Here is a 20469-nt window from a genome sequence, read left to right as displayed (position 1 = left end):
GGGTGTCGCGGGTGTCTCGCATACCCGTGCGGGCGGGCCTCTGCCACCGTCCTAGAGCAGTTGATGGTCGGTCCCGTTCGCCCAGTGGTCCCAGTCGTCTCGCTTGTTGTCCGCCCGCGTTCCGTCGTTCAGGTGGTCGAGGTTCATGCACAGGCGATGGCGCACGACCGAACGGGCCTAGTCTACTTTCACACTGGATATCCGTAAGGATAGCCGGGCCCTTCATTTGGGCCCCGCTCTCTCGAATGCGTGCTCGCACTATTCCTCCCATTGCTCGAAACGACGTGTTGGCTAGGGCAACATGGTAACTCGAGTATTAACGAGGAAAAGACATTGGCAGCTTCAGAATTGAATATTGATACCACCGCAACTGCGCTTGAGATGGCTGACACGATGTTTGGATCAGGTGTCACGGTCGTTTCGGCGACATACACTGGGGCGAACACAGCGTCGGGAATTTACACCGGTGGTGACGTGACCGCGCCAGTTCTTACTCCATCAGACAGCGGCGTCATTCTGTCGACTGGTTTGGCGACCGACATAACAAACAGCACCGGCGCTGAGAACGTATCGCCATCGACCAGTACCGACCACGCCTTGCCAGGAGATGCAGGGCTGACCTCAATTTCTGGTATCACCACTTTTGACGCTGCAATTCTCGAAAGCACGTTTATCCCAGATGGGGATGTTTTGACGATGCAGATAGTCTTCTCGTCTGAGGAATATCTGGAGTACGTCAACTCTGGCGTCAATGACGCTGTCGGGATCTGGGTCAACGGCGTTAAGGCGGAATTGTCGATTACAGATGGCAACATTTCGATCGATGAGATCAACGATACCATGACGTCGAACCTGTTCTTGGACAACACTGGCGTCACGCCAGTTGCGAATACCGAAATGGACGGTTTGACGATCACGCTTTCCCTCAAAGCACCAGTCAATCCGGACGAAGAAAACACCATCCGTATTGGGATCGCAGACGGTGGCGACGGCGTCTATGACAGTAATTTGCTCATTGTAGCGGATTCGTTGCAGACCAGCCTGATCGCGAATGACGATACTATTGAATTGTTTGGGACTAATTCAGGTACGATAGATGCGCTGGCAAATGACGAATCCGGAGATCCTTCTCTTACGATTACCGAAATCAATGGCCAGCCAATCGTACCGGGCGGGAGCATCGTGCTGGCCACCGGCGAAACTATTACCTTGAATGCCAACGGTACGCTCACTTTGGAGAGCGACGGCGCACTCGGCAGCGACAGCTTTTCGTACACAATTGCTGACTCAGCAGGCAACACTGACGTTGGATACATCACCGCCACAACCTCTGTCGCATGTTTTGTGGCGGGATCGCTGATTGATACGCCCTCTGGGCCTGTCAAGATCGAGCAGTTGGAAGTTGGTGACGAAGTACTGACCTCCGACAATGGTCCACAAGTTCTGCGATGGATCGGGTCGACGACGCGGTTGGCCAAAGGCAAAGACGCCCCAATTCGGTTCCGGAAAGGGGCACTTGGAAACCACGAGGAGATCGAAGTTTCCCCCAATCATCGGGTTTTGGTTCGTGATGGCTTTGCAGAACTGCTGTTTGGCAGTCTGGAAGTCTTTGTAAAAGCGAAACATCTCGTGAATGACTCAACCATCTGTCGGCGGGTTGATGACGCTTCGGTGACCTATGTGCATCTGCTCTTTGATCAGCATGAGATCGTCACTGTGAACGGGTTAGAAAGCGAGAGTTTCCATCCTGGCGCCGTTGGTATGGCGGGCTTTGATCCAGAAACTGCAGAAGAACTTCACCGCTTCTTTCCATGCTTAGATGCAATTAAAGGATACGGGAGCACTGCGCGTATGGACTTGCGAGCCCATGAAGCGCTGACACTCCTAAGCGCTTGATTCAAAGAAGAAGCCCCGAGTACCTGCATTCCTGATCCATATTCGATTGGCGTGATGCCTATACGAAAGAGAGTGTGATATACCCTAAATAAATACGAATTACCTCAAATTCTACGTTATCCCTGATCGGCACGTAGTTCGAATTGAATGGTGACGCAAAATGTTAAAATTTACGAAATTACTCCAAAGCCTCGGCTTGGCTGCTTTCCTTGGCACGTTCGCGGTATCGAACGCGACCGCCCAAGAAACGTATACATTCGGCGTCGTTCCTCAATTTGAGGCATTGCGGCTGAACATGATCTGGGCACCAATCCTAGAAGAATTGTCAGCAGAGACAGGCCATAACTTTGAAATGGTCGGAGCGCCGAGTATCCCTGAATTTGAAGCGGGCTTCACCAGTGGTGGCTATGATTTTGCCTACATGAATCCGTTCCATTCCATCATGGCAATGGATTCCCAAGGCTACACGCCGCTGGTCAATGACGCTGGTCGTCGGCTTTTTGGTATTCTGACTGTCCCTGTTGATAGTCCGATCCAGTCGGTCGAAGATTTGAATGGGAAAGCAATCGCATTCCCTGCCCCGAATGCGCTTGGCGCATCGCTGTTAATGCGGTCGGAGTTGGACATTGTGTACGACATCGACTTTGAGGCGAGTTTCGTCGCGACGCATACATCTGCCTATTTGAACGCCATTTTACATGAAACAGACGCGGCGTCCGGTGTTATGGGCACATTTAACCGGCAGGAAGACGAAATTAAGGATAAGCTGAGAATACTGCACCGTACACAAGAAGTTGCCCCGCATCCTGTTGTTGCTCATCCGCGTGTTCCGCTCGACGTGCAAGAGGCAGTACGTGCCGCTTTTTTGAAGCTGGGTGAAAGTGAAGAAGGTCAATCGCTACTTGCTCAGATTCCGATCCGGCAAATTGCGGTTGCAACAGAGATTGACTTTGAACCGCTGCGCGATTTGAATTTGAACGATTATGTGGTGCTCGTGAGGGAAGATTAATGCCAAAAAAGTTTCGGCTGAATCTACGGGCCACAATTTTAGGGTCCATGTTTTTAGTTGGAGTGGCGTCAGGGCTGATATTTGCAAAGGTTTGGGTGCCGCGTTTGAATGCTTTGAGCGTCGCGGCCTTATCGCGTGAAGTTGACCGCCAATTAGACGTTATCGCTGACAGCTTAAAACCATTTGTACTAAACAACCAATTTGCCGCAATCCATGAAACCCTTAACGCGCTTTTGAAAAACAACGAAAATTGGATCGACATCACGTTACACGAATCCAATGGTCGTCAGATTTTTCCAATCGACGTTACTAGCGCACCCGAAAGTGATCAGTTTTGGTCTTCTTCAAAGGCCATCATGTTGCAGGACAAGGAGATTGGCGAACTTCATTTGACCGTGGACTTTTCGTCTGATCTGGAAATCTTGACGACAGAGGTGCGGAACATCGGGCTTATTGGCCTGACACTTTTCTTGTTCACGATGTTGACGATCTGGATGCTGATCGAAAGCCTTGTGATCCGCCGGCTGAAAATTCTGGCAGATGCGTCACGTGAGCTTTCCGATGGCAATTATGCCGCTGTGTTGCCACCTGAAGGCAAAGACGAAGTTGGGGCTCTTTCATCTGACTTTCGAAAAATGCGGGAAAATATTCATGCCAACGAAATTGAACTGAAATGTGCAATGCAGAAGGCACAGGACGCGACGATTGCAAAATCCCAGTTCCTAGCCACGATGTCGCACGAAATTCGGACGCCTTTGAACGGTGTTATTCCGGTGGTTGAGCTGTTGTCCGCAACTGATCTAGATGAAAATCAAAAGCGATTGACCGATACAATCGAGATTTCCGGATCAGCACTTAAGTCAATCATTGATGATATCCTGGACTTTTCCCGCTTGGATGCTGGTCGTATGTCTTTGCGATCAGAACCCTACGTTCTGACCGATCTGATCGAGAACGTCTGCGATATCTTGGGCCCAAGCACGTTAAAGCGGAACATTTCGATCCAAAGCTATATTGACCCTGCCCTAACCGGTAAGTTGTTGGGAGATGGTGAACGCCTTCGTCAAGTTATTCTCAACCTTGCTGGGAATGCATCGAAATTCACCGAAATGGGCGGGATTGGTATTACGGCGGAGCAATTGACCCGCGCAGACGGCACAGAGCAGTTACATGTCGAAATTACCGATTCCGGGATTGGTATTTCCGCCGAAGATTTGGTGAATATTTTCGATCGGTTCACACAGGTCGAAACCGGCGCTACCAAAAAATTTGGCGGCAGCGGTCTTGGCCTTTCCATCAGTCACATGTTGATCGACCAAATGGGCGGTGAGATCGGCGTGAACAGTCAGGTCGGTGTCGGCAGCACGTTTTGGTTCACAATCCCTATCGTCCATGTCAGCGACGTCGATGAAGTGCGTCCGATAAAGACCCTTGCACCAAAATCCATCGCTTTGATTGACGCAGGAGCGAACAGCACCGAAGGGGAATTGATCGGGCGGACGTTATCCGAATTCGGCCATGATCTTTGCACTTTCAGTAGCGTTCAAGAGCTGCACGCGCAGTGTTCGCTTGAGGCGCGCCAGCTAAACTACATCGTCCTAAACACCCCTGTCGGTGGTCATGACGTTCTTGCGTTGTGGATGGATGAACTGACGAAGGGACCGTTTGCCGCTATCGAAAAGATCGTGTTGTCCGCCCAGTCAGACCAAGACAAAAGCGCTGCTAAGTCGGTCGAGCACAACAAATGGCTGATCAAACCGATCCATAGTCACGATTTGCTTGATTGCTTTGAGACGCATCACAAAAAGCCTGATCAGCGTCAGCGAACAAGGCAGACGCAATCGCCTGACAGTACCTCTGATCATCGACAGCTCCATATCCTGATCGCCGACGACAACACCATCAATCAGGAAGTTGCAGCCGCGATTCTGAAAACGTTTGGCCATCAGTGTGTCGTTGTGAACAATGGCCAAGAGGCGGTTGATACTGTGATGCAAGAACAGTTCGACCTCGTCTTGATGGATATTCAAATGCCAACGATGGACGGGCTAGAGGCCACAAGTCTCATACGGGCGAGCGTAGAAAAGCCAGACGAAATTAACATTGTCGGCTTAAGCGCAAGTGCGACCGAAGATGACGCGCAACAGTGTTATGATGCCGGTATGGACAGCTTCATTTCGAAACCGCTAACGCGGGCAAAAATCAAGACTTTGGTCGATTCCATACCGTAAATTCAAGCCGTCGCGCAGTGCAGACAACACCGACAGATTTCAGATTCCAAACAGGCATTCCTTTAACCTCATGCTTTTCGTTTCAATTACTTGCAAGAACGCACTGGCGGGCATTAGCGTAAGGGCTAGGATTATGTACATTACACGTTTCCTGATCACATTAAGCATCAGGAAACTTGGCGTTCGTTTGAGTTAGTCGTTTTAGTGCCTCTTTTTCCATATCGGAGATTTCCAATGAAGCGTCCTATATTTTTGTTCGGCATTTTATTTATCACATTGGTGGCGTGCACAGAAACCGTCACGCGCAATTCTAAATCGCGCATTTTGGCTATGGGAGATTCACTGCTTGCGACCAATTCATTGTCGGGCCAATCAGTCGCACAGGTGATCGAGGCCGCACTTGGTGAAGAAGTCATTGATCGTTCCGTTCGCGGTGCACGATTTCTATATGACTTACCAATCACCGGTGGGTTGGGGCTGAATGTGTCAAAGCAATATCAATCCGGCCCTTGGGATTGGGTCGTTCTAAACGGCGGCGGCAATGACCTTTGGTTGGGATGTGGATGCAACCGCTGTGAAGCAACGATGGCGCGGTTGATCGCGCCTTACGGGCCGCATGGTGAAATCCCGCGTGTTGTGAACAATCTCAGACGGAGCGGTATGCGCGTGATTTATGTCGGTTATTTGCGGACACCGGGCGTCGAAACCCCGATTGATCACTGCCGTGATGAAGGTGCTGAACTTGAACGGCGCATACGGAACATGGCGGCCTCTGACCCGGGGTTCTACTTTTTATCGCTGGAAGATCTCGTGCCAAACGGGGATCGTACATTTCACACTCAAGATATGATCCACCCCTCTGCGAAAGCCAGTACAGCAATTGGCCGGCGGATTGCTGCGTTGATCAGAAGCGACGGCGCATGACGGCAGCAATCATTGCATCATCTCGAATTGCACACTGAAACCTGACTAAAATGGCTGTTTTGCCAGCCGACTTTTGGCCCAAAGCCCACAAATCCGATCATGATCCGCTTGCGAATCTGACCCCGCGACGATGCGGTGGGAATGGTCTAGCCTAGCGCCCGACCAGCGCGCCTACTCCCCTAAAATCACCATTTTGCTCCAGATTTGATACCGACGCATGGGACGCTTATCCTTTTGCGCCGCCGCCTAACCTTCCGGCGGGTACGTTCGGCCGTCAACGAAATGTTACCTAAGCAGTGAGGCAGAACCGGAACTCAGCGACACACTGCCACCCCCTCTGCGACCGTCTCGACAATAGTGTTTGATGAAAATCATCAGCAAAAGTTTTAGGAATTAGTTGGTAAAATGGCGACGACATTTTCATTGTTCTATCTCGGCGTAGCGCCAGAAATTGACCTTACTGAAGGCAACCTGACGTCTGAAAATCATAACGCATTAAATGGTTTGGTCTTTGGCGGACCGGCTGATGTGATTTCCGGCAAGCTTCAGTCGTTGTCGCCCGACCCGACGAATTCTTACACCGGCGGCGTGGATGCTACGTCCTATGGCGCGGACAACGCGACAGAGAATGAAATGTTTGCGATCGATGGTGGCGCGTTGCAAACGCATGACGCAACGATGCTCTATGGCGGCACCGTTATCCAATATACCGACGGCACAACCGCGACTGTGAATGCGATCGTGATGCAGGACACGGACGGAAATCTGTATTTGCTGCCACCGACGACTGGGCCAAGTGCATATTCTGACGCCTTGGAAGCAAAACCGATTGAATCCGTGACGCTTGGCACTGCCACGCCTTCAGCGGGGACCGACACATACGGGATGACGGCCGACCGTTACGTGCTGGAATTCACTTATGTTGATACCGACGGCGACGGAAAAATCGATTCCGAAGATGCGGACGCTGATGGCGACGGCATTCTGAACGTTGACGAAGGCCTTACCGAAGCCACACCAAGCACGGTGACAATCACCTTTGACGGTGACGATTGGTCAGGTGCGGAAAACACGTGGGAACTGAGAGACGCAAGCGGCACGGTCATCGCAAGCGGTAACCCCGCGAACTTTGTTGCCACCGTGACTGATGTCGATGTCACCGATTTGGGAAATTACACGTTCACTGTCTACGACAGCTTCGGCGACGGTATGAGCGGTGGCACCGATGGCAGCTTTCAGATTGCGGTCGACGGTACCCAGATTTACGATTCCGGGACCAACTTTAACTTTGGTACACAGTTTGATTACACATTCCCGGTCGAGGCGGTTGTTACAGCGCGCGACACCGACGGAGACGGCATCGCAGATTATCTGGACTCGGATAGCGATAATGACGGCATCACCGACAACGTCGAAGCACAGACGACGGCTGGCTACGTTGCGCCAACGGGTGTGGATAGTGATGGCGACGGTCTGGATAACGCATACGAAACCGGTGGCCTGACACCTGTCGATACAGACAATGACGGTACGGCCGATTTCATCGACACGGACAGCGACAACGACGGCATCGACGATGTTGTCGAGGCCGGTCATGGTGTATCCCAAGCCGCTATTGATGCGTCTGCTGATACAGATGGTGACGGCATTGCGGATGTCGTTGATGACGTGGTTGGTTTTGATGCCAACGACGCCGACGTTGACGCGTCCGGTAACTTCACACTTGCAGATACAGACGGCGATACCCTTGCCGACGGCAGCAACGCGTCACCGAGCGGCACAGACTTCGATTACCGTGACGATAGCAGCGTCATTGATACAGACTCGGATGGTATTGAAGACAGCCTGGACGCTGACGACGACAACGATGGTATTCTGGACGTCAACGAAGGTGTGACCACAGGGCAGGTCTACTGGGACCATAACGACACCGAAAACGGCGTTAATGGAAGCTCTTACGCTGCGAATACCAACGGCGACGCCGGTTCGATCTTGAGCTCCACAAGCGCGATTTCGTTCGGTTCTGGTTTTGTGCAGCCCAACAGCACCTTTGAACATATCCTGCAGGGTTCGGATGCTACGACGCTCGACCAAGCGATTGATCAGAACGAATATGTCGAGGTTTCTTTCACCCTCGCCCAAGATGCATACCTAACCGAAATCCAGCACGGTATTATCCCGCAGGATTGGGGTGGTACGGCGGCTGGTAATTACAACGTCGCGCTTAGCGTTTCCAATGACGGCTTTGCGTCTTCGACAACGCTTTACGATGACGGGTATCAGAACAGCCCTCCAAACGGCTCTTACGGTATCAGCAACGTCACAATTGAACCTTACGCCTTGGAAGCTGGCGAGACTTATACGTTGCGCTTCTATCTTTTCGACGAACAGAACAACTATGCCACCGACAACACGCTGGCCTTCGATGATCTGTTCCTGACGCTTGAAGGCGTTCAGGACAGCGATAACGACGGCATTGCCGATCAACTGGATCTGGACAGCGACAACGACGGCATCACCGACAACGTCGAAGCACAGACCACGGCTGGCTACGTTGCGCCGACTGGCGTGGATAATGATAATGATGGCGTAGACGACGCATATGGCGCGGATGGCCTGACGCCGGTCGACACTGACAGTGACGGCACTGCTGATGTTGTCGACACGGACAGCGATAATGACGGGATCAATGACGTCGTTGAGGCTGGCCATGGTGTCAGCCAAGCAGCCATTGATGGGTCTGCTGACATAGATGGCGACGGCATTGCGGATGTCGTGGACGATGTCGCGGGATTTGACGCCAACGACGCCGACGTTGATGCCTCCGGTAACTTCACACTGGCAGACACCGATAACGATACAGCCGCCAATGGTTCAGATGCGGTCCCACTGACCAGCGATCTCGATTATCGCGACATCATCTGTTTTTCCCGTGGCACATTGATCATGACCGAACAGGGCGAAATGGCTGTCGAAGAACTGTCCGAGGGTGACATGATCTTAACAGCAGACAACGGTCACCAGCAGTTACGCTGGATCGGCAGCCAGAAGGTGTCATCCGATCGTTTGGTAGACGAGCCTAACTTGCGTCCTATCCGGATCCGCAAAGGTGCGCTGGGTGACAACACACCGTCATGCGACCTAGTGGTATCGCCGCAGCACCGTGTTCTTGTGCGTTCCAAAATCGCGATGAGAATGTACGATCAACCTGAGGTGCTTGTCGCGGCCAAATTCCTTTTGGCCGTCGATGGCGTGTCCGAGGTGACGGATTGTGATGGTGTCGAATACTTCCATCTCTTGTTTGACCGTCATGAAGTGGTCCGGTCGAACGGCGCATGGACAGAAAGCCTGTTCACAGGGCCGCAGGCGCTCAAATCCGTCGGACCAGATGCGCGCGCGGAAATCATGGCATTGTTCCCCGAACTTGTCGCGCCCGACTATCTGGCACAGTCCTGCCGCGAACTGGCATCAGGTCGCAAAGGGCGGCAGCTGGCGTTCCGGCATCACAAGAACCAGATTGCGTTGGTTGACCGTGAAAATGGCAACACGCGCACCGTGGTCGCGGCGTAGAGTCAGCAAACGCAGGCGGTTGGGGACCGAGAAACAAAAACTTCGGGATCAACCGTAGCGTGCCTGACCGTGATCCGGTGACGCAAAAGAACGCGGCGCTGGTTCTGCGGTCGGAAGCCGCGGTTCGCCATCCAAAACAAGATCATAACCAATCCCTCGTGGTTCGCCACGGGGGATCGTTGCGGTTGCAGACTCGGACATTTCCGACGTCAAAATCAAGACTGCCATTCTCAAATTGACCGTCTTTTTTGCATTTTGACATAAATTTGCCTGAAATTTAGACCATCAGCGTTCCTGATCCAATTTTTAGAGAGTTGAAGATGAGAAAATCAGTTATCGGAGCCGCCCTATTGGCCGTCCTGTTCGCAGGACCCGCCGCGGCACAGCAGGCCTCTTCTGGCGTTTCACCCTTTGTCATGAATACTTTGTTTGTCGTTTTCTGCGGCGTGCTTTGCATGTGGATGACAGCAGGTTTCGCGATGGTCGAAGCAGGTTTTGTACGTGAAAAGAACGTCGTTAATCAGTGCGCAAAGAACATCGGTCTTTTTGCGATTGCTTCGACAGCCTTCGTTCTAAGCGGCTACGGCTTCATGTTCCCCAATGGTGGCTGGATCGTATCCGGCATCTTGGGATTTGAGGGTGCTATTGAGATTACAGACGTGGTCGAAAGCAATGCTGACTTCATCGGACGTGGCCACGCAGGCGCTGGCGATATCTTCTTCCAGTCCATGTTCTGCGTCGCGGTTGCGTCTATTGTGTCCGGCACAATTGCCGAACGCATGAAACTTGCTCCGTTCTTCATCTTCACAGCCATGCTGACCGCCGCCATCTATCCGATCCAAGCGTCTTGGACTTGGGGTGGTGGTTTCTTGGCGTCCGATCTTGGTTTTATTGACCTTGCAGGCAGTTCAGTTGTTCACGTCGTTGGCGGTGTAGCTGCTTTGACGGGTGCGCTGTTTGTCGGTGCGCGGTCCGGCCGCTTTGTCGACGGTAAGAAGATGCCACTGGGCAACTATTCCATGCCGCTGGCCACAATCGGTGCGCTGATTTTGTGGATGGGCTGGTATGGTTTCAACGCCGGTTCTTACCTGAGCTTTTCAACAGATGCGGACGCCGCAAACGTGTCACGTATCTTCCTGAACACAAACCTGGCCGCGGCTGGTGGTGTCATTGTCGCCGCTTTCGTTTCCTACTTCCGCGAGAGCCGTTTTGATCTTGGCTTTATGCTGAACGGCGCGCTTGCCGGTTTGGTATCGATCACTGCAGAACCACTGTTCCCATCCCCGTTCACGGCTTTCCTGATCGGTATGGCTGGCGGTTTGATCCTGTTCTGGGCCACACAACTGCTTGATTATTTCCAAGTCGATGACGTCGTTGGTGCCATTCCGGTTCACCTGTTCTGCGGTATCTGGGGCACCCTTGCAGTTGCGATTTCCAACCCTGATGCGACCGTTCTGGGGCAGTTGTCTTCGGTTCTGATCATCATCGTCTACGTTGCCGTTGCAACAAGCGTTGTGTGGTTCGCGCTGAAAGAGACCTTTGGTCTGCGGGTCACAACGGACACCGAAGATGCTGGTATCGACCAAAGCGATTACGTTCTTAGCAACTGATATCCCGCATTAACCCCTTACGAGTACGACCAAGGCAGGCCAAACACCCTTGCCTTGGTCACGGCGGTCACCCGTCACCTACGAGTTGCCTACAATATATTTAACCATTTTCGTCGCTGATTGTTGTCCAGCGACTTGTTCGGAGTAAAGCAGATGAAATTGCAGCTAATTAGTCTTGCGATGTCTCTTGCGGTCTTGGCCAGCGGATTGCAGGCCGAGGTGACGGTGAATGTCGATGGAACCGACATTCCGATGTCCACCCTATTGGAAAACTGCCAAAGCATGGTCGGCGAACCAGAAGCGAAAGTGTCTTGTTTTAATGCGCTTTCTGAGTTGCTGAAAAGCCAGTCCTCCGACACCCAAACAGATGAAACAGCGATCAATGAAGCATTAGACGGTCTGCGGGCAATCGCGGCGTATCAAGATGGCGAAACCGGTCTGCTTATCGATGGCGCGGGCTGCGATATCCAGTTTGTTTACTACGCGAATTACTTTCATATCAGCCGCCGCAACGTGTCGACCATCGACCTATTCAGTGCAAAATTCGACGCGTCGAAACTGCAGTTTGACCAGATCAGCGAAGTGCGTGGCGCCTCTGCCCCATTGCTGAACGCGCAGATGGACGACGGGGCGCAGGCCGCTTTGATCGGCGGGATGGGACTGGATTCAAACGAAAACAACTTCTCAGCGAAATCAGCGCGGACAAGCATTGACGCCTATGCGATGGAGGTCGTCGCAGAACTGACACCACAAGAAAGCCAAAGCTTTGACTTTGTTCTTGTGCATCCTGAACGCGCCCAAGACGGGTCCGATATCATGGCCGCGTTCGAAGCATATGCCAGCGCCTGTCGCGGGTGATATGCGCCATTGCGTCCGGTGACGGAACTGGAATGAAAAAGCGCGCCGATGCAAGTCCGGCGCGCTTTTCGCATTTTAGAACGGTGCGAACCCGTCAGATTGGCTTGGCGTTTTCACCCAACGGATATGCGGATCAATTGGCGTTGTTGATCCACCAAGCGGCGGGATCTGCCCCTGATCGCCATAGAGCCAAAGCACGAAGTTTGACCGTTCGCCTTGCGTGATTGGCATCGATTCATGCGCGACACTGCCATGGTGGATCAGCGCGGTCCCCGGTTCGAACGTCAGTTCGCTGACTTGGCGCGTTTCACGGTCGAAGAACCGCACACCTGAGCCCGAGAATTCTTCACCCGGTAAATTCAGGTTGATGTTCAACGTGACGGATGACGCATCTGTATGGGCCCGCAACGACGTATCAGCGTCCGCTTGCCATTGAATTGAAAAGCCGAAGGTTTGCGTATCGTATCCCATCACATCAGGGAACAAAAGACGCGAAATCGGCCGCATGTAGCTATCCATCAACCCCTTGTAGAAGTTCTGGAAATTCGGTGCCGCTAGGTACCCTTCTGATCGCGGGTCAAGCATCGCACCACCACGGTTCAACGAAATGCCATATGGCGGGCGCAGCGGAATGCCCGCATCGGCGGTCGCAGCCATGTAGTTGCGCAATGTCGACAGTTTTTCCGGATCAAAAAACTGGGTTTTATAAACGCCCGGGAAGACTTCGGTCCAAAGGTCCTGCACTGCGGTTTCCTGACTTGGGTCCGCCCAAGCCTGTTCCACTGCCTTGCGTAGTTTCGGATCGTACAGGGATGCATCCAACTGGTTGGCTTCGCCGGCTTCGGTTTGTTCCCATTCTGCCCAAGCGTTTGAGAACACGTTCTGATTTTCGCCCCAAAACCGTTGGACCGTGAAATCGCGTTGCAGCATCTGTGCGCGGGATGGTCTTTCCACCGTGCGTGCCTGATCAAGTGCGAGGTTTGTCATTGTCTTTTCTTTCTCTTCAAACGCCGTCGCTGGCGGTAAGCTGTGTCGTGATATCTGTAATGCCTGCCATCACAGCGGCGCTGTGCTGCGCATCAAGTGCCGCCGCATGGGGTTGCGCAAAGCGCTGGGCGTCGTTGTCGAAATATTTGCCAGAAGCATCGGCAAAGGACGCGCCAAGTGCGGCTTCTTTCAGAATGTCCGCGCCGATTTGCAGGTCGTTGCCCGCAACGCCAAATCCTTCTTTGACCATTTTAGAGGCCAGCAGCGATCCGGGGTTCACTGCAACAATCACAGGTCCATCGGGACGGGTTTTCGCCAATTCGCGTGTCCAGATCGTGATCGCCAGTTTGCTTTGTGCATAGGCGCCCATGTCGTCCAGCTTCGTGCGGCCATACATGGCATCGTTATCAACCGGTGCTTGGGCGGCTGACGACAGGTTCACGACGCGCCCGTCTTTTGGCAGCAAATCCAACAGGTCAGTTGTCAGAACGTAAGGTGCAAACGTGTTCACCATGAAACGCACGTCGTAGCCGTCAGCGGTCACCGCGTCCTTGGTTTTCAACACACCAGCGTTGTTGATGATCACATCGATCTGGTCGTGGTTCTTGCGAATATCATTAGCCAACGCTTGCACATCTCTGATGCGCGACAGGTCCGCCGCATATGTTTCGTTTTTGCCGCCAACATTCTGTGCTGCCGCTTCGAGTTTGGCAGTGCTGCGACCGTGCAACAAGATGGTGTGGCCTTCGGCAGCCAGTATTTGCGCGGTCAACAGGCCGATGCCGTCAGTGGCCCCTGTGATAAGAATAGTCTTGGTCATGATCGTTCCTCTCAACGCAGCGCATCACGCAACTGCATGTTTTTGTTCAGTTTCGAATTTTAGTAGCGCACCAATGTGCGGCTCTCGATGCTTTTGCGGATCGTGTTAATTGTCGGGTCTTCGACCATATCCAAGGCGCTATGCGCGACGGACGGTCGCCCGCGATTGTCAAAGATGTTGAAATAGGCGACGTCGTCCGGCGTCATTTTGGACATGTAAACCCATTCGTGATCGTCGTTTGCAGCCAAGCCCATGATCTGCCCTTTTCGGTCAGGGTAGATCAGGTCGAGCAGTATCCAGTCTTCGTCTGCCACGCTTTCAGGCAGGATGAAGCCCAACGGCGCAGAGTTGATGGCTGCGCCAACCGGCCGCCAAACGTTGATGAAGGCATAGTGCCCAGCGCTCCAGTCGGCGGCGCGGTCTTCGCCCAAGATATCAACCAACCGTTGCTTGGCGCCGTGCTGGCTATAGTCGCTGTGCACATTGCGTGCCGGTTTACGGTCGGCGTCGGGGTCGTCCACACGCACCGTGTGATCGAAAATGATGACCTCTTTCGCGGCGACTTCGGTCTTCAGCAGATCCGTCAATTCAGCATCGTATGCGGGCCGCCAATCGACGCTGTCATCAAATGACCGCACAACCGTTGGGTAATTGGTGAAGCCAACTGATGCATCGTCGAAAGTTGCATCAACGCCAACTGCGCGTTCGTCAAAAACAGTCACCTGCGTTGGCGCGAGTTCTGGCGAAATCAGGTTACCCACGATCCCACCTGCGTCCAGTTCAAACGCCTGCCGTTCCGGTTTGTGGACATGATAGTTTACTGTCGCTGTCTGGGTCATCGGATATTCCTTAGTTCGTCTTGACCTTTGACATACCCTTTCCAAAAAATATAAAAACTAGCTGTAAATGAATTCACTATTCAGGAAATGAATATAATGGACACACAAAGCCTGCGTCTGTTTGTGCTTGCCAGTGAAACCCTGAACATAAGCGCTGCGGGTCGCACCTTGGGAATGGCGCCCGCTGTGGCGAGCACACGCATTGCCAAGCTGGAACGTTTCTTGGGTGTTGAGTTGCTGCACCGATCAACCCGCAAGGTGTCTTTGTCCGTCGAAGGGCATGATTTCCTGCCCTACGCCCGCGAAATGATCGCACAAGAAGAGGCCGCCGTCGCGGCCCTTGGCAAAGGACAGGCGCAGATCAGCGGCACATTGCGTTTTACCGCACCCAGTACATTTGCGCAGATCTATATCGCCCCCCTGTTGCCCGAATTCATGGATCAACACCCCGACCTGACGCTGGATTTGCACCTATCAGACGCGCAATTCGATTTGATCGAAGGCAGCTACGATTTGGCCCTGCGCAACGCCGTACTGGCCGACAGCAGCTTAACCGCGCGCAAGCTGGCTGAAGATGCGCGCGTTTTGTGCGCCTCTCCGGCATATCTGGACCGATACGGCGTGCCACAAAATGCCGATGATCTTGCAGCCCATCGGTTGATTGCGTTTCAGAACCTCGATCCCAAGGGGTTGATCGCAACCGATGGCACGCAGGCTGAATTTGAACCGAAACGAGCCGCACACCGTTTGGTTCTGAACGACGGTCTGACCCAAAAGCGGGCCACGCTCGATGGTGCGGGGATATCGATCAATTCGATGTGGCTTGTGCACGACGCGATTGCGGATGGTACATTGGTGCGCGTGCTACCTGATTACGAAGTCGCCCGAAAACCCGCGCTTTGGCTGATCTATCCGAAAAGCAATATCGTCTCGACCAAGGTCCGCGTGTTTATGGATTTCCTGATCAAGCATATCGGCAACGCGCCCGTCTGGCGCATTGATCAATAGCGCTGCGATAGTGTTTGCCCGATCCCGTTTCGCGTGGTTACATCGATCACAGTAAACGCGCTGGCGGCCAACAAGGTATATAAATCCATGACACGACTTACTGGAAAATCTGCTCTGATTACGGGGGCCGGACGCGGTATTGGGCGCGGCTTTGCGGAAAGCTATATCGCGGAAGGTGCGACCGTCGGGATTGCTGATATCGACTATGATCTGGCAAGCCAGACTGCAAAAGAGCTGGGCGATGCCGCCTACCCTGTTCAGATTGATGTCAGCCAGCAAGACAGCATTGATGCCGCGATTGCGCGTGTCGTGGATCATGCGGGGAAGCTGGATATTCTTGTGAATAACGCTGCCCTGTTTGATGCCAGCGAAACCGTCGACATCACGCGGGCGACCTATGACAAGCTTTATGCCGTGAACGTGGCGGGGACGTTATTCACGATGCAGGCCGCTGCTGTGCAAATGATCAAACAGGGACATGGCGGCAAGATCATCAACATGGCGTCGCAGGCAGGACGACGGGGTGAACCATTGGTGCTGGTCTATTGTTCGACAAAGGCCGCCGTGATTTCGATGACGCAGTCCGCTGGGCTTGATCTGATCCGCCACGGGATCAACGTGAATGCAATCGCCCCTGGCGTTGTTGACGGCGCGCATTGGGAACACGTGGATTCGATGTTCGCTAAGCTGGAAGGCAAACCGCTTGGCCAGAAAAAGGCCGAAGTCGCGGCGGGCGTGCCTGCTGGCCGCTTTGCCGTGCCCGACGATCTGGCGCCAATGGCTGTTTTTCTGGCCTCATCGGATTCAGATTATGTCGTGTCACAAACCTATAACGTTGATGGTGGACAATGGATGAGCTGACAGACGCCCGTCTGTCAGTGTAAACCAACCTCCACTGAAGGCGTCGAAATTGCTTGACCGAATCTTTATTTCCAATATTCATGAAATTATGGAAGATATACCGATCACGCGCCTCTCGACCTTAAGCCATCCGCAACGGATGGCCGTCTTTCGTCTACTGATGCGGCGTTGTCCGGACGCCCTGCCCGCAGGAGAGATTGCCGACGTTTTGCAGCTGAAAGCCAGCACTGCATCCGTTTATCTGTCTGCCCTGACGCAATCGGGTTTGATCACGCAACAACGGCGCGGCACGAGTTTGCTGTATGCGGTGAACCTTGATGCCGCCCGTGACGTTGTGTCTGGCCTGTTTATGGATTGTTGTCGCGGTCGCGCGGATCTATGCCCGCCCGGGTTTCCGCAAACAGATGCAGACCACCCGCGCCCCGATGACCAGAAATTCAACGTTCTTTTTGTCTGCACGGGTAATTCTGCACGTTCGATCATTGCCGAAACCATTCTGCGCGATATCGCAGGTGATCGGTTTAACGCCTATTCCGCAGGCACGGCCCATCGGTCGGACCTGAACCCGATTGCGGTAGAGATGCTGAACGGTAAAGGCCACGACACCACCCAGTTACGGTCCAAGAACGTGTCGGTTTATCAGGGCGCAGACGCGCCGCAGATGGATTTTGTGTTCACCGTTTGTGACCACGCCGCGAATGAGGATTGCCCCACCTGGCCAGGCCAGCCTGTGTCCGGTCACTGGGGCATGCGCGATCCCGTGAAAGCAGTGGGAACGGACGCGGAAAAACGGCTGGCTTTTCATGAAACCTATGGCGCGCTGCATCACCGGCTGCGCGCGTTCACATCTTTAACGTTCGCATCCTTGGATCGCGGATCATTGCAAAAAACTGTCGATCAGATCGGCGCAGACATTATCAAACAGGACGAAAACCAATGACCACATATGCATTGAACGGCCTCGGCCGGATCGGGAAACTGGCGCTGCGCCCCTTGTTGGAAAGCGGCGCAAAGATTGCGTTTATCAACGACGCTGTGGGTGATCCCGAAATGCACGCCCATCTGTTGGAATTCGATTCGGTTCACGGACGGTGGCCTGCGGAATTCGCAGCAAATGACCAATCGATCACGATTGACGGCCAGACGATCCCCGTGACCAAGACCCGCAATCTGGACGACCTACCGCTAGACGGCGTTGACGTCATGATCGACTGCACCGGCGCATTCAAGACCGAAGCCGCGCTGGCCCCCTATTTCGCCGCTGGCATCAAAAAGGTGGTTGTGTCGGCCCCCGTGAAAGACGGCCCAACCGCAAATGTTGTCTACGGCGTAAACGACGATATCTACGATCCCGCGCACCACAATATCGTCACCGCAGCAAGCTGCACGACAAACTGTTTGGCCCCTGTTGTGAAAGTTCTTCTTGATGGGATCGGCATCAAACACGGATCAATCACGACGATCCACGACGTGACCAACACGCAGACCATTGTGGACCGCCCCGCAAAAGATTTGCGTCGCGCGCGATCTGCCCTGACGAACCTGATCCCCACGACAACCGGATCGGCCACGGCGATTACGCTGATCTATCCGGAATTGAAGGGTAAATTGAACGGCCATGCTGTGCGCGTCCCACTGCTGAACGCATCGATCACGGATTGCGTATTTGAAATGGCTCGCGAGACAACCGTCGAAGAAGTGAACGGCCTTTTCAAAGCCGCCTCAGAAGGTCCGCTGAAAGGCATTTTGGGGTATGAGACTCGCCCGCTCGTGTCGTCCGACTACACTAATGACAAACGCAGCAGCATCGTTGATGCGCCATCCACGATGGTTGTGAACGGCACGCAGTTGAAGGTTTATGCGTGGTACGACAACGAATATGGCTATGCGTACCGTTTGGTGGACGTGGCGTTGATGGTGGGCGGCAAGCTATGACACGTCCCGCGGGTTTTGCGGCCTACGTCACGGTCACGGCGGCCTATTGGGCCTTTATGTTGACCGATGGCGCGTTGCGGATGCTGGTGCTTTTGCACTTTCACACCATCGGATTTTCGCCCGTGCAATTGGCCTACCTGTTCGTCTTGTACGAAATTGCGGGTGTGGTGACGAACCTGTCCGCAGGCTGGATTGCAGCGCGGTTCGGTTTGACGTCGACGCTATATGCGGGTCTGTCGTTGCAGGTGATTGCCTTGCTCGCGCTAACGCAGCTTGACCCCGCTTGGACCATCACCGCATCCGTGGTCTTCGTGATGTTGGTGCAAGGACTGTCTGGCGTCGCCAAAGACCTTGCGAAGATGAGTTCGAAAAGTGCCGTCAAAATCCTTGCCCCGACCGAAGGCGCTGGGCTTTTCCGCTGGGTCGCGGTGCTAACCGGATCAAAGAACGCTGTGAAAGGATGCGGCTTTCTGCTTGGTGCTGTTGTGCTTGGCGTGTACGGGTTCATCCCGTCCGTTTTGACCATGGCCGCGATCCTGTTCCTGATCTTGGTTGTGGTGGTCCTGACAATGCCCAAGGGGCTGCCCGTGGGCCGCAAAGACGCGAAGTTTTCCGAGGTTTTATCGAAGAACAGCAATATCAACTGGCTCAGCGCCGCCCGCGTCTTTCTGTTTGGTGCACGCGACGTTTGGTTCGTGGTCGGCATACCGATCTATTTCTATGCCGTGCTGTCCGATGGCAGCGAAGCCGGAAACCGCGCCGCGTTCTTTATGATCGGGTCGTTTATGGCGGTCTGGACGATCCTGTATGGGATCGTGCAAGGCGCGGCCCCGCGCATCCTGAAAGCCGCATCACGGTCCGAGACGGATATGCTGGGTTTGGCGCGGCGCTGGGTCGGATTTCTGGCCGTTGTACCAGTTGTATTGGCCGCTTTCGTATGGATGCCGCCAAGCCCCGTGTTGACGATATGCGTTGTGCTGGGGTTGCTTGTTTTTGGCGCCATCTTTGCCGTGAATTCCGCGCTGCATTCTTACCTGATCCTCAGTTTCACCAACACGGGACGGGTCACAATGGACGTCGGGTTCTACTATATGGCGAACGCGGCGGGCCGATTGATTGGTACGGTTCTGTCAGGGCTGACCTATCAGATCGGCGGCTTGTCCCTGTGTCTGGGAACGGCGGCGGTCATGATCTTGCTGAGCATGCTTTGTGCAGGACAATTGCAGGCGCGCCCAGCCCCGCAAATGGCTTAACCTAAGAAATCCGGATGCACGGTGTTTGGGCGAATATTTTCGATCAAGCTCAGTATGTCCGTGACTGGAAGCCCAAAGGCGGCCACCAGCGCCGCCTTGTAGGGCGGCAGATTGGTGCATTCGAGCAGGATATGCTTGTAGCGCGGAGTTAAGGCCCTGCGCACGGTTTCCACGACTTCAACATTTGCCACATCAGGATCAAGATTAGGCTGATCGCCCGCGATCACCTGCCGTAGATGCGAATCCTTTGGCAAGCCAACGATGTTGGTCTCATGATCCGCGAACGCGCCTAGATGGGCGGGCGTCAAACTGTCCGCGTCAAATGTCAGTATCAGGATTTCGGCGGGTGCATAACGCTGTGCCAAATTGTTTAGGCCGATCAGGGCCGAACTGATAAAAGGCTTAGATGTCAGGCCCGCAAGATGATCTTGCCAGAATGATAGAAAACCGCAGGACGTGACGATGACGTCGCCTTTTGCGTGCTGAATGGCCTCCGCAAATGGCGCGATGTTGATCTGGTCGGGTTTGTCCGTGACGACACCCGCGACCGTCGCTAGGGGGATGCGGATGATTTCGACCATCGCCGTATAGGTCTGCGGACATCCTACATCGCCCGGTATGCGCGGAAAATGCGTATCGAGCTGTAGGATCGTGACAGCGGGCCGCAT

Annotated in this window: 17 protein-coding genes; 12 read left to right on the top strand and 5 right to left on the bottom strand. The window is 53.7% G+C overall.

The window, feature by feature from the left end; all coding sequences use genetic code 11:
• The first annotated feature begins 333 nt into the window (after positions 1 to 333).
• The 5 genes from AC0L7R_RS05365 (at position 334) to AC0L7R_RS05345 (ending at position 9630) form a co-directional block, all read left to right on the top strand.
• Positions 334 to 1896 (top strand): Hint domain-containing protein, encoded by a 1563-nt coding sequence (locus AC0L7R_RS05365; protein ID WP_473659370.1) that lies wholly within the window; start codon positions 334 to 336, stop codon positions 1894 to 1896.
• 160 nt (positions 1897 to 2056) lie between these two features.
• Entirely contained in the window at positions 2057 to 2905 is an 849-nt protein-coding gene (locus tag AC0L7R_RS05360; protein WP_473659368.1) for a PhnD/SsuA/transferrin family substrate-binding protein, read from the top strand.
• Positions 2906 to 2952: 47 nt separating this feature from the next.
• Entirely contained in the window at positions 2953 to 5136 is a 2184-nt protein-coding gene (locus AC0L7R_RS05355) for a response regulator (RefSeq protein WP_473659366.1), read from the top strand.
• A 330-nt stretch (positions 5137 to 5466) separates the two neighbouring features.
• Entirely contained in the window at positions 5467 to 6060 is a 594-nt protein-coding gene (locus AC0L7R_RS05350; protein WP_473659364.1) for a GDSL-type esterase/lipase family protein, read from the top strand.
• A 405-nt stretch (positions 6061 to 6465) separates the two neighbouring features.
• On the top strand, positions 6466 to 9630 hold the full coding sequence (locus AC0L7R_RS05345) for a Hint domain-containing protein (protein ID WP_473659362.1): 3165 nt from the start codon (positions 6466 to 6468) through the stop codon (positions 9628 to 9630).
• A 48-nt stretch (positions 9631 to 9678) separates the two neighbouring features.
• Here the strand turns inward: AC0L7R_RS05345 and AC0L7R_RS05340 are convergent, their stop codons facing one another.
• The gene (locus tag AC0L7R_RS05340) at positions 9679 to 9858 is read right to left on the bottom strand and encodes a hypothetical protein (protein WP_473659360.1); all 180 of its coding nucleotides are present in this window, start codon (positions 9856 to 9858) and stop codon (positions 9679 to 9681) included.
• 92 nt (positions 9859 to 9950) lie between these two features.
• Between AC0L7R_RS05340 and AC0L7R_RS05335 the strand changes: the two genes are divergently transcribed.
• Both AC0L7R_RS05335 and AC0L7R_RS05330 read left to right on the top strand, forming a co-directional pair.
• The gene (locus AC0L7R_RS05335; protein ID WP_473659358.1) at positions 9951 to 11240 is read left to right on the top strand and encodes an ammonium transporter family protein; all 1290 of its coding nucleotides are present in this window, start codon (positions 9951 to 9953) and stop codon (positions 11238 to 11240) included.
• Between the two features lie 153 nt (positions 11241 to 11393).
• The gene (locus tag AC0L7R_RS05330) at positions 11394 to 12098 is read left to right on the top strand and encodes a hypothetical protein (RefSeq protein WP_473659356.1); all 705 of its coding nucleotides are present in this window, start codon (positions 11394 to 11396) and stop codon (positions 12096 to 12098) included.
• 75 nt (positions 12099 to 12173) lie between these two features.
• On the opposite strand, the gene AC0L7R_RS05325 is transcribed toward AC0L7R_RS05330, so the two are convergent.
• The 3 genes from AC0L7R_RS05325 to AC0L7R_RS05315 are packed head-to-tail and all read right to left on the bottom strand — an operon-like array spanning position 12174 to position 14744.
• A complete protein-coding gene (locus AC0L7R_RS05325; protein ID WP_473659354.1) occupies positions 12174 to 13085 on the bottom strand; it encodes a 2OG-Fe(II) oxygenase family protein in 912 nt (303 codons plus the stop codon).
• Between the two features lie 16 nt (positions 13086 to 13101).
• Positions 13102 to 13905 (bottom strand): SDR family NAD(P)-dependent oxidoreductase, encoded by an 804-nt coding sequence (locus AC0L7R_RS05320; protein ID WP_473659352.1) that lies wholly within the window; start codon positions 13903 to 13905, stop codon positions 13102 to 13104.
• Positions 13906 to 13964: 59 nt separating this feature from the next.
• Positions 13965 to 14744, bottom strand: a complete 780-nt coding sequence (locus AC0L7R_RS05315; protein ID WP_473659350.1) for a CmcJ/NvfI family oxidoreductase — start codon at positions 14742 to 14744, stop codon at positions 13965 to 13967.
• Positions 14745 to 14840: 96 nt separating this feature from the next.
• On the opposite strand from AC0L7R_RS05315, the gene AC0L7R_RS05310 reads away from it, so the two are divergent.
• The 5 genes from AC0L7R_RS05310 (at position 14841) to arsJ (ending at position 19801) form a co-directional block, all read left to right on the top strand.
• Positions 14841 to 15752 carry a LysR substrate-binding domain-containing protein gene (locus AC0L7R_RS05310; protein ID WP_473659348.1) on the top strand — a complete coding sequence of 304 codons (912 nt, stop codon included), beginning with the start codon at positions 14841 to 14843 and terminating at the stop codon, positions 15750 to 15752.
• 87 nt (positions 15753 to 15839) lie between these two features.
• The gene (locus AC0L7R_RS05305) at positions 15840 to 16613 is read left to right on the top strand and encodes an L-iditol 2-dehydrogenase (protein WP_473659346.1); all 774 of its coding nucleotides are present in this window, start codon (positions 15840 to 15842) and stop codon (positions 16611 to 16613) included.
• An 88-nt stretch (positions 16614 to 16701) separates the two neighbouring features.
• Positions 16702 to 17553, top strand: coding sequence for an arsenate reductase/protein-tyrosine-phosphatase family protein (locus tag AC0L7R_RS05300; protein ID WP_473660360.1), 852 nt, complete (start codon positions 16702 to 16704; stop codon positions 17551 to 17553).
• The gene (locus AC0L7R_RS05295; protein ID WP_473659344.1) at positions 17550 to 18548 is read left to right on the top strand and encodes an ArsJ-associated glyceraldehyde-3-phosphate dehydrogenase; all 999 of its coding nucleotides are present in this window, start codon (positions 17550 to 17552) and stop codon (positions 18546 to 18548) included. The genes AC0L7R_RS05300 and AC0L7R_RS05295 overlap by 4 nt, the downstream gene beginning before the upstream one ends.
• A complete protein-coding gene (gene arsJ / locus AC0L7R_RS05290) occupies positions 18545 to 19801 on the top strand; it encodes an organoarsenical effux MFS transporter ArsJ (RefSeq protein ID WP_473659342.1) in 1257 nt (418 codons plus the stop codon). The genes AC0L7R_RS05295 and arsJ overlap by 4 nt, the downstream gene beginning before the upstream one ends.
• On the opposite strand, the gene AC0L7R_RS05285 is transcribed toward arsJ, so the two are convergent.
• Positions 19798 to 20469 (bottom strand): aspartate/glutamate racemase family protein, encoded by a 672-nt coding sequence (locus AC0L7R_RS05285; protein WP_473659340.1) that lies wholly within the window; start codon positions 20467 to 20469, stop codon positions 19798 to 19800. The genes arsJ and AC0L7R_RS05285 overlap by 4 nt on opposite strands.

This window comes from Yoonia sp. D2-7 (genome assembly GCF_055809435.1).
The sequence above is the reverse complement of the archived record's forward strand: the minus strand, read 5'-3'. Positions and strand labels throughout refer to the sequence as shown.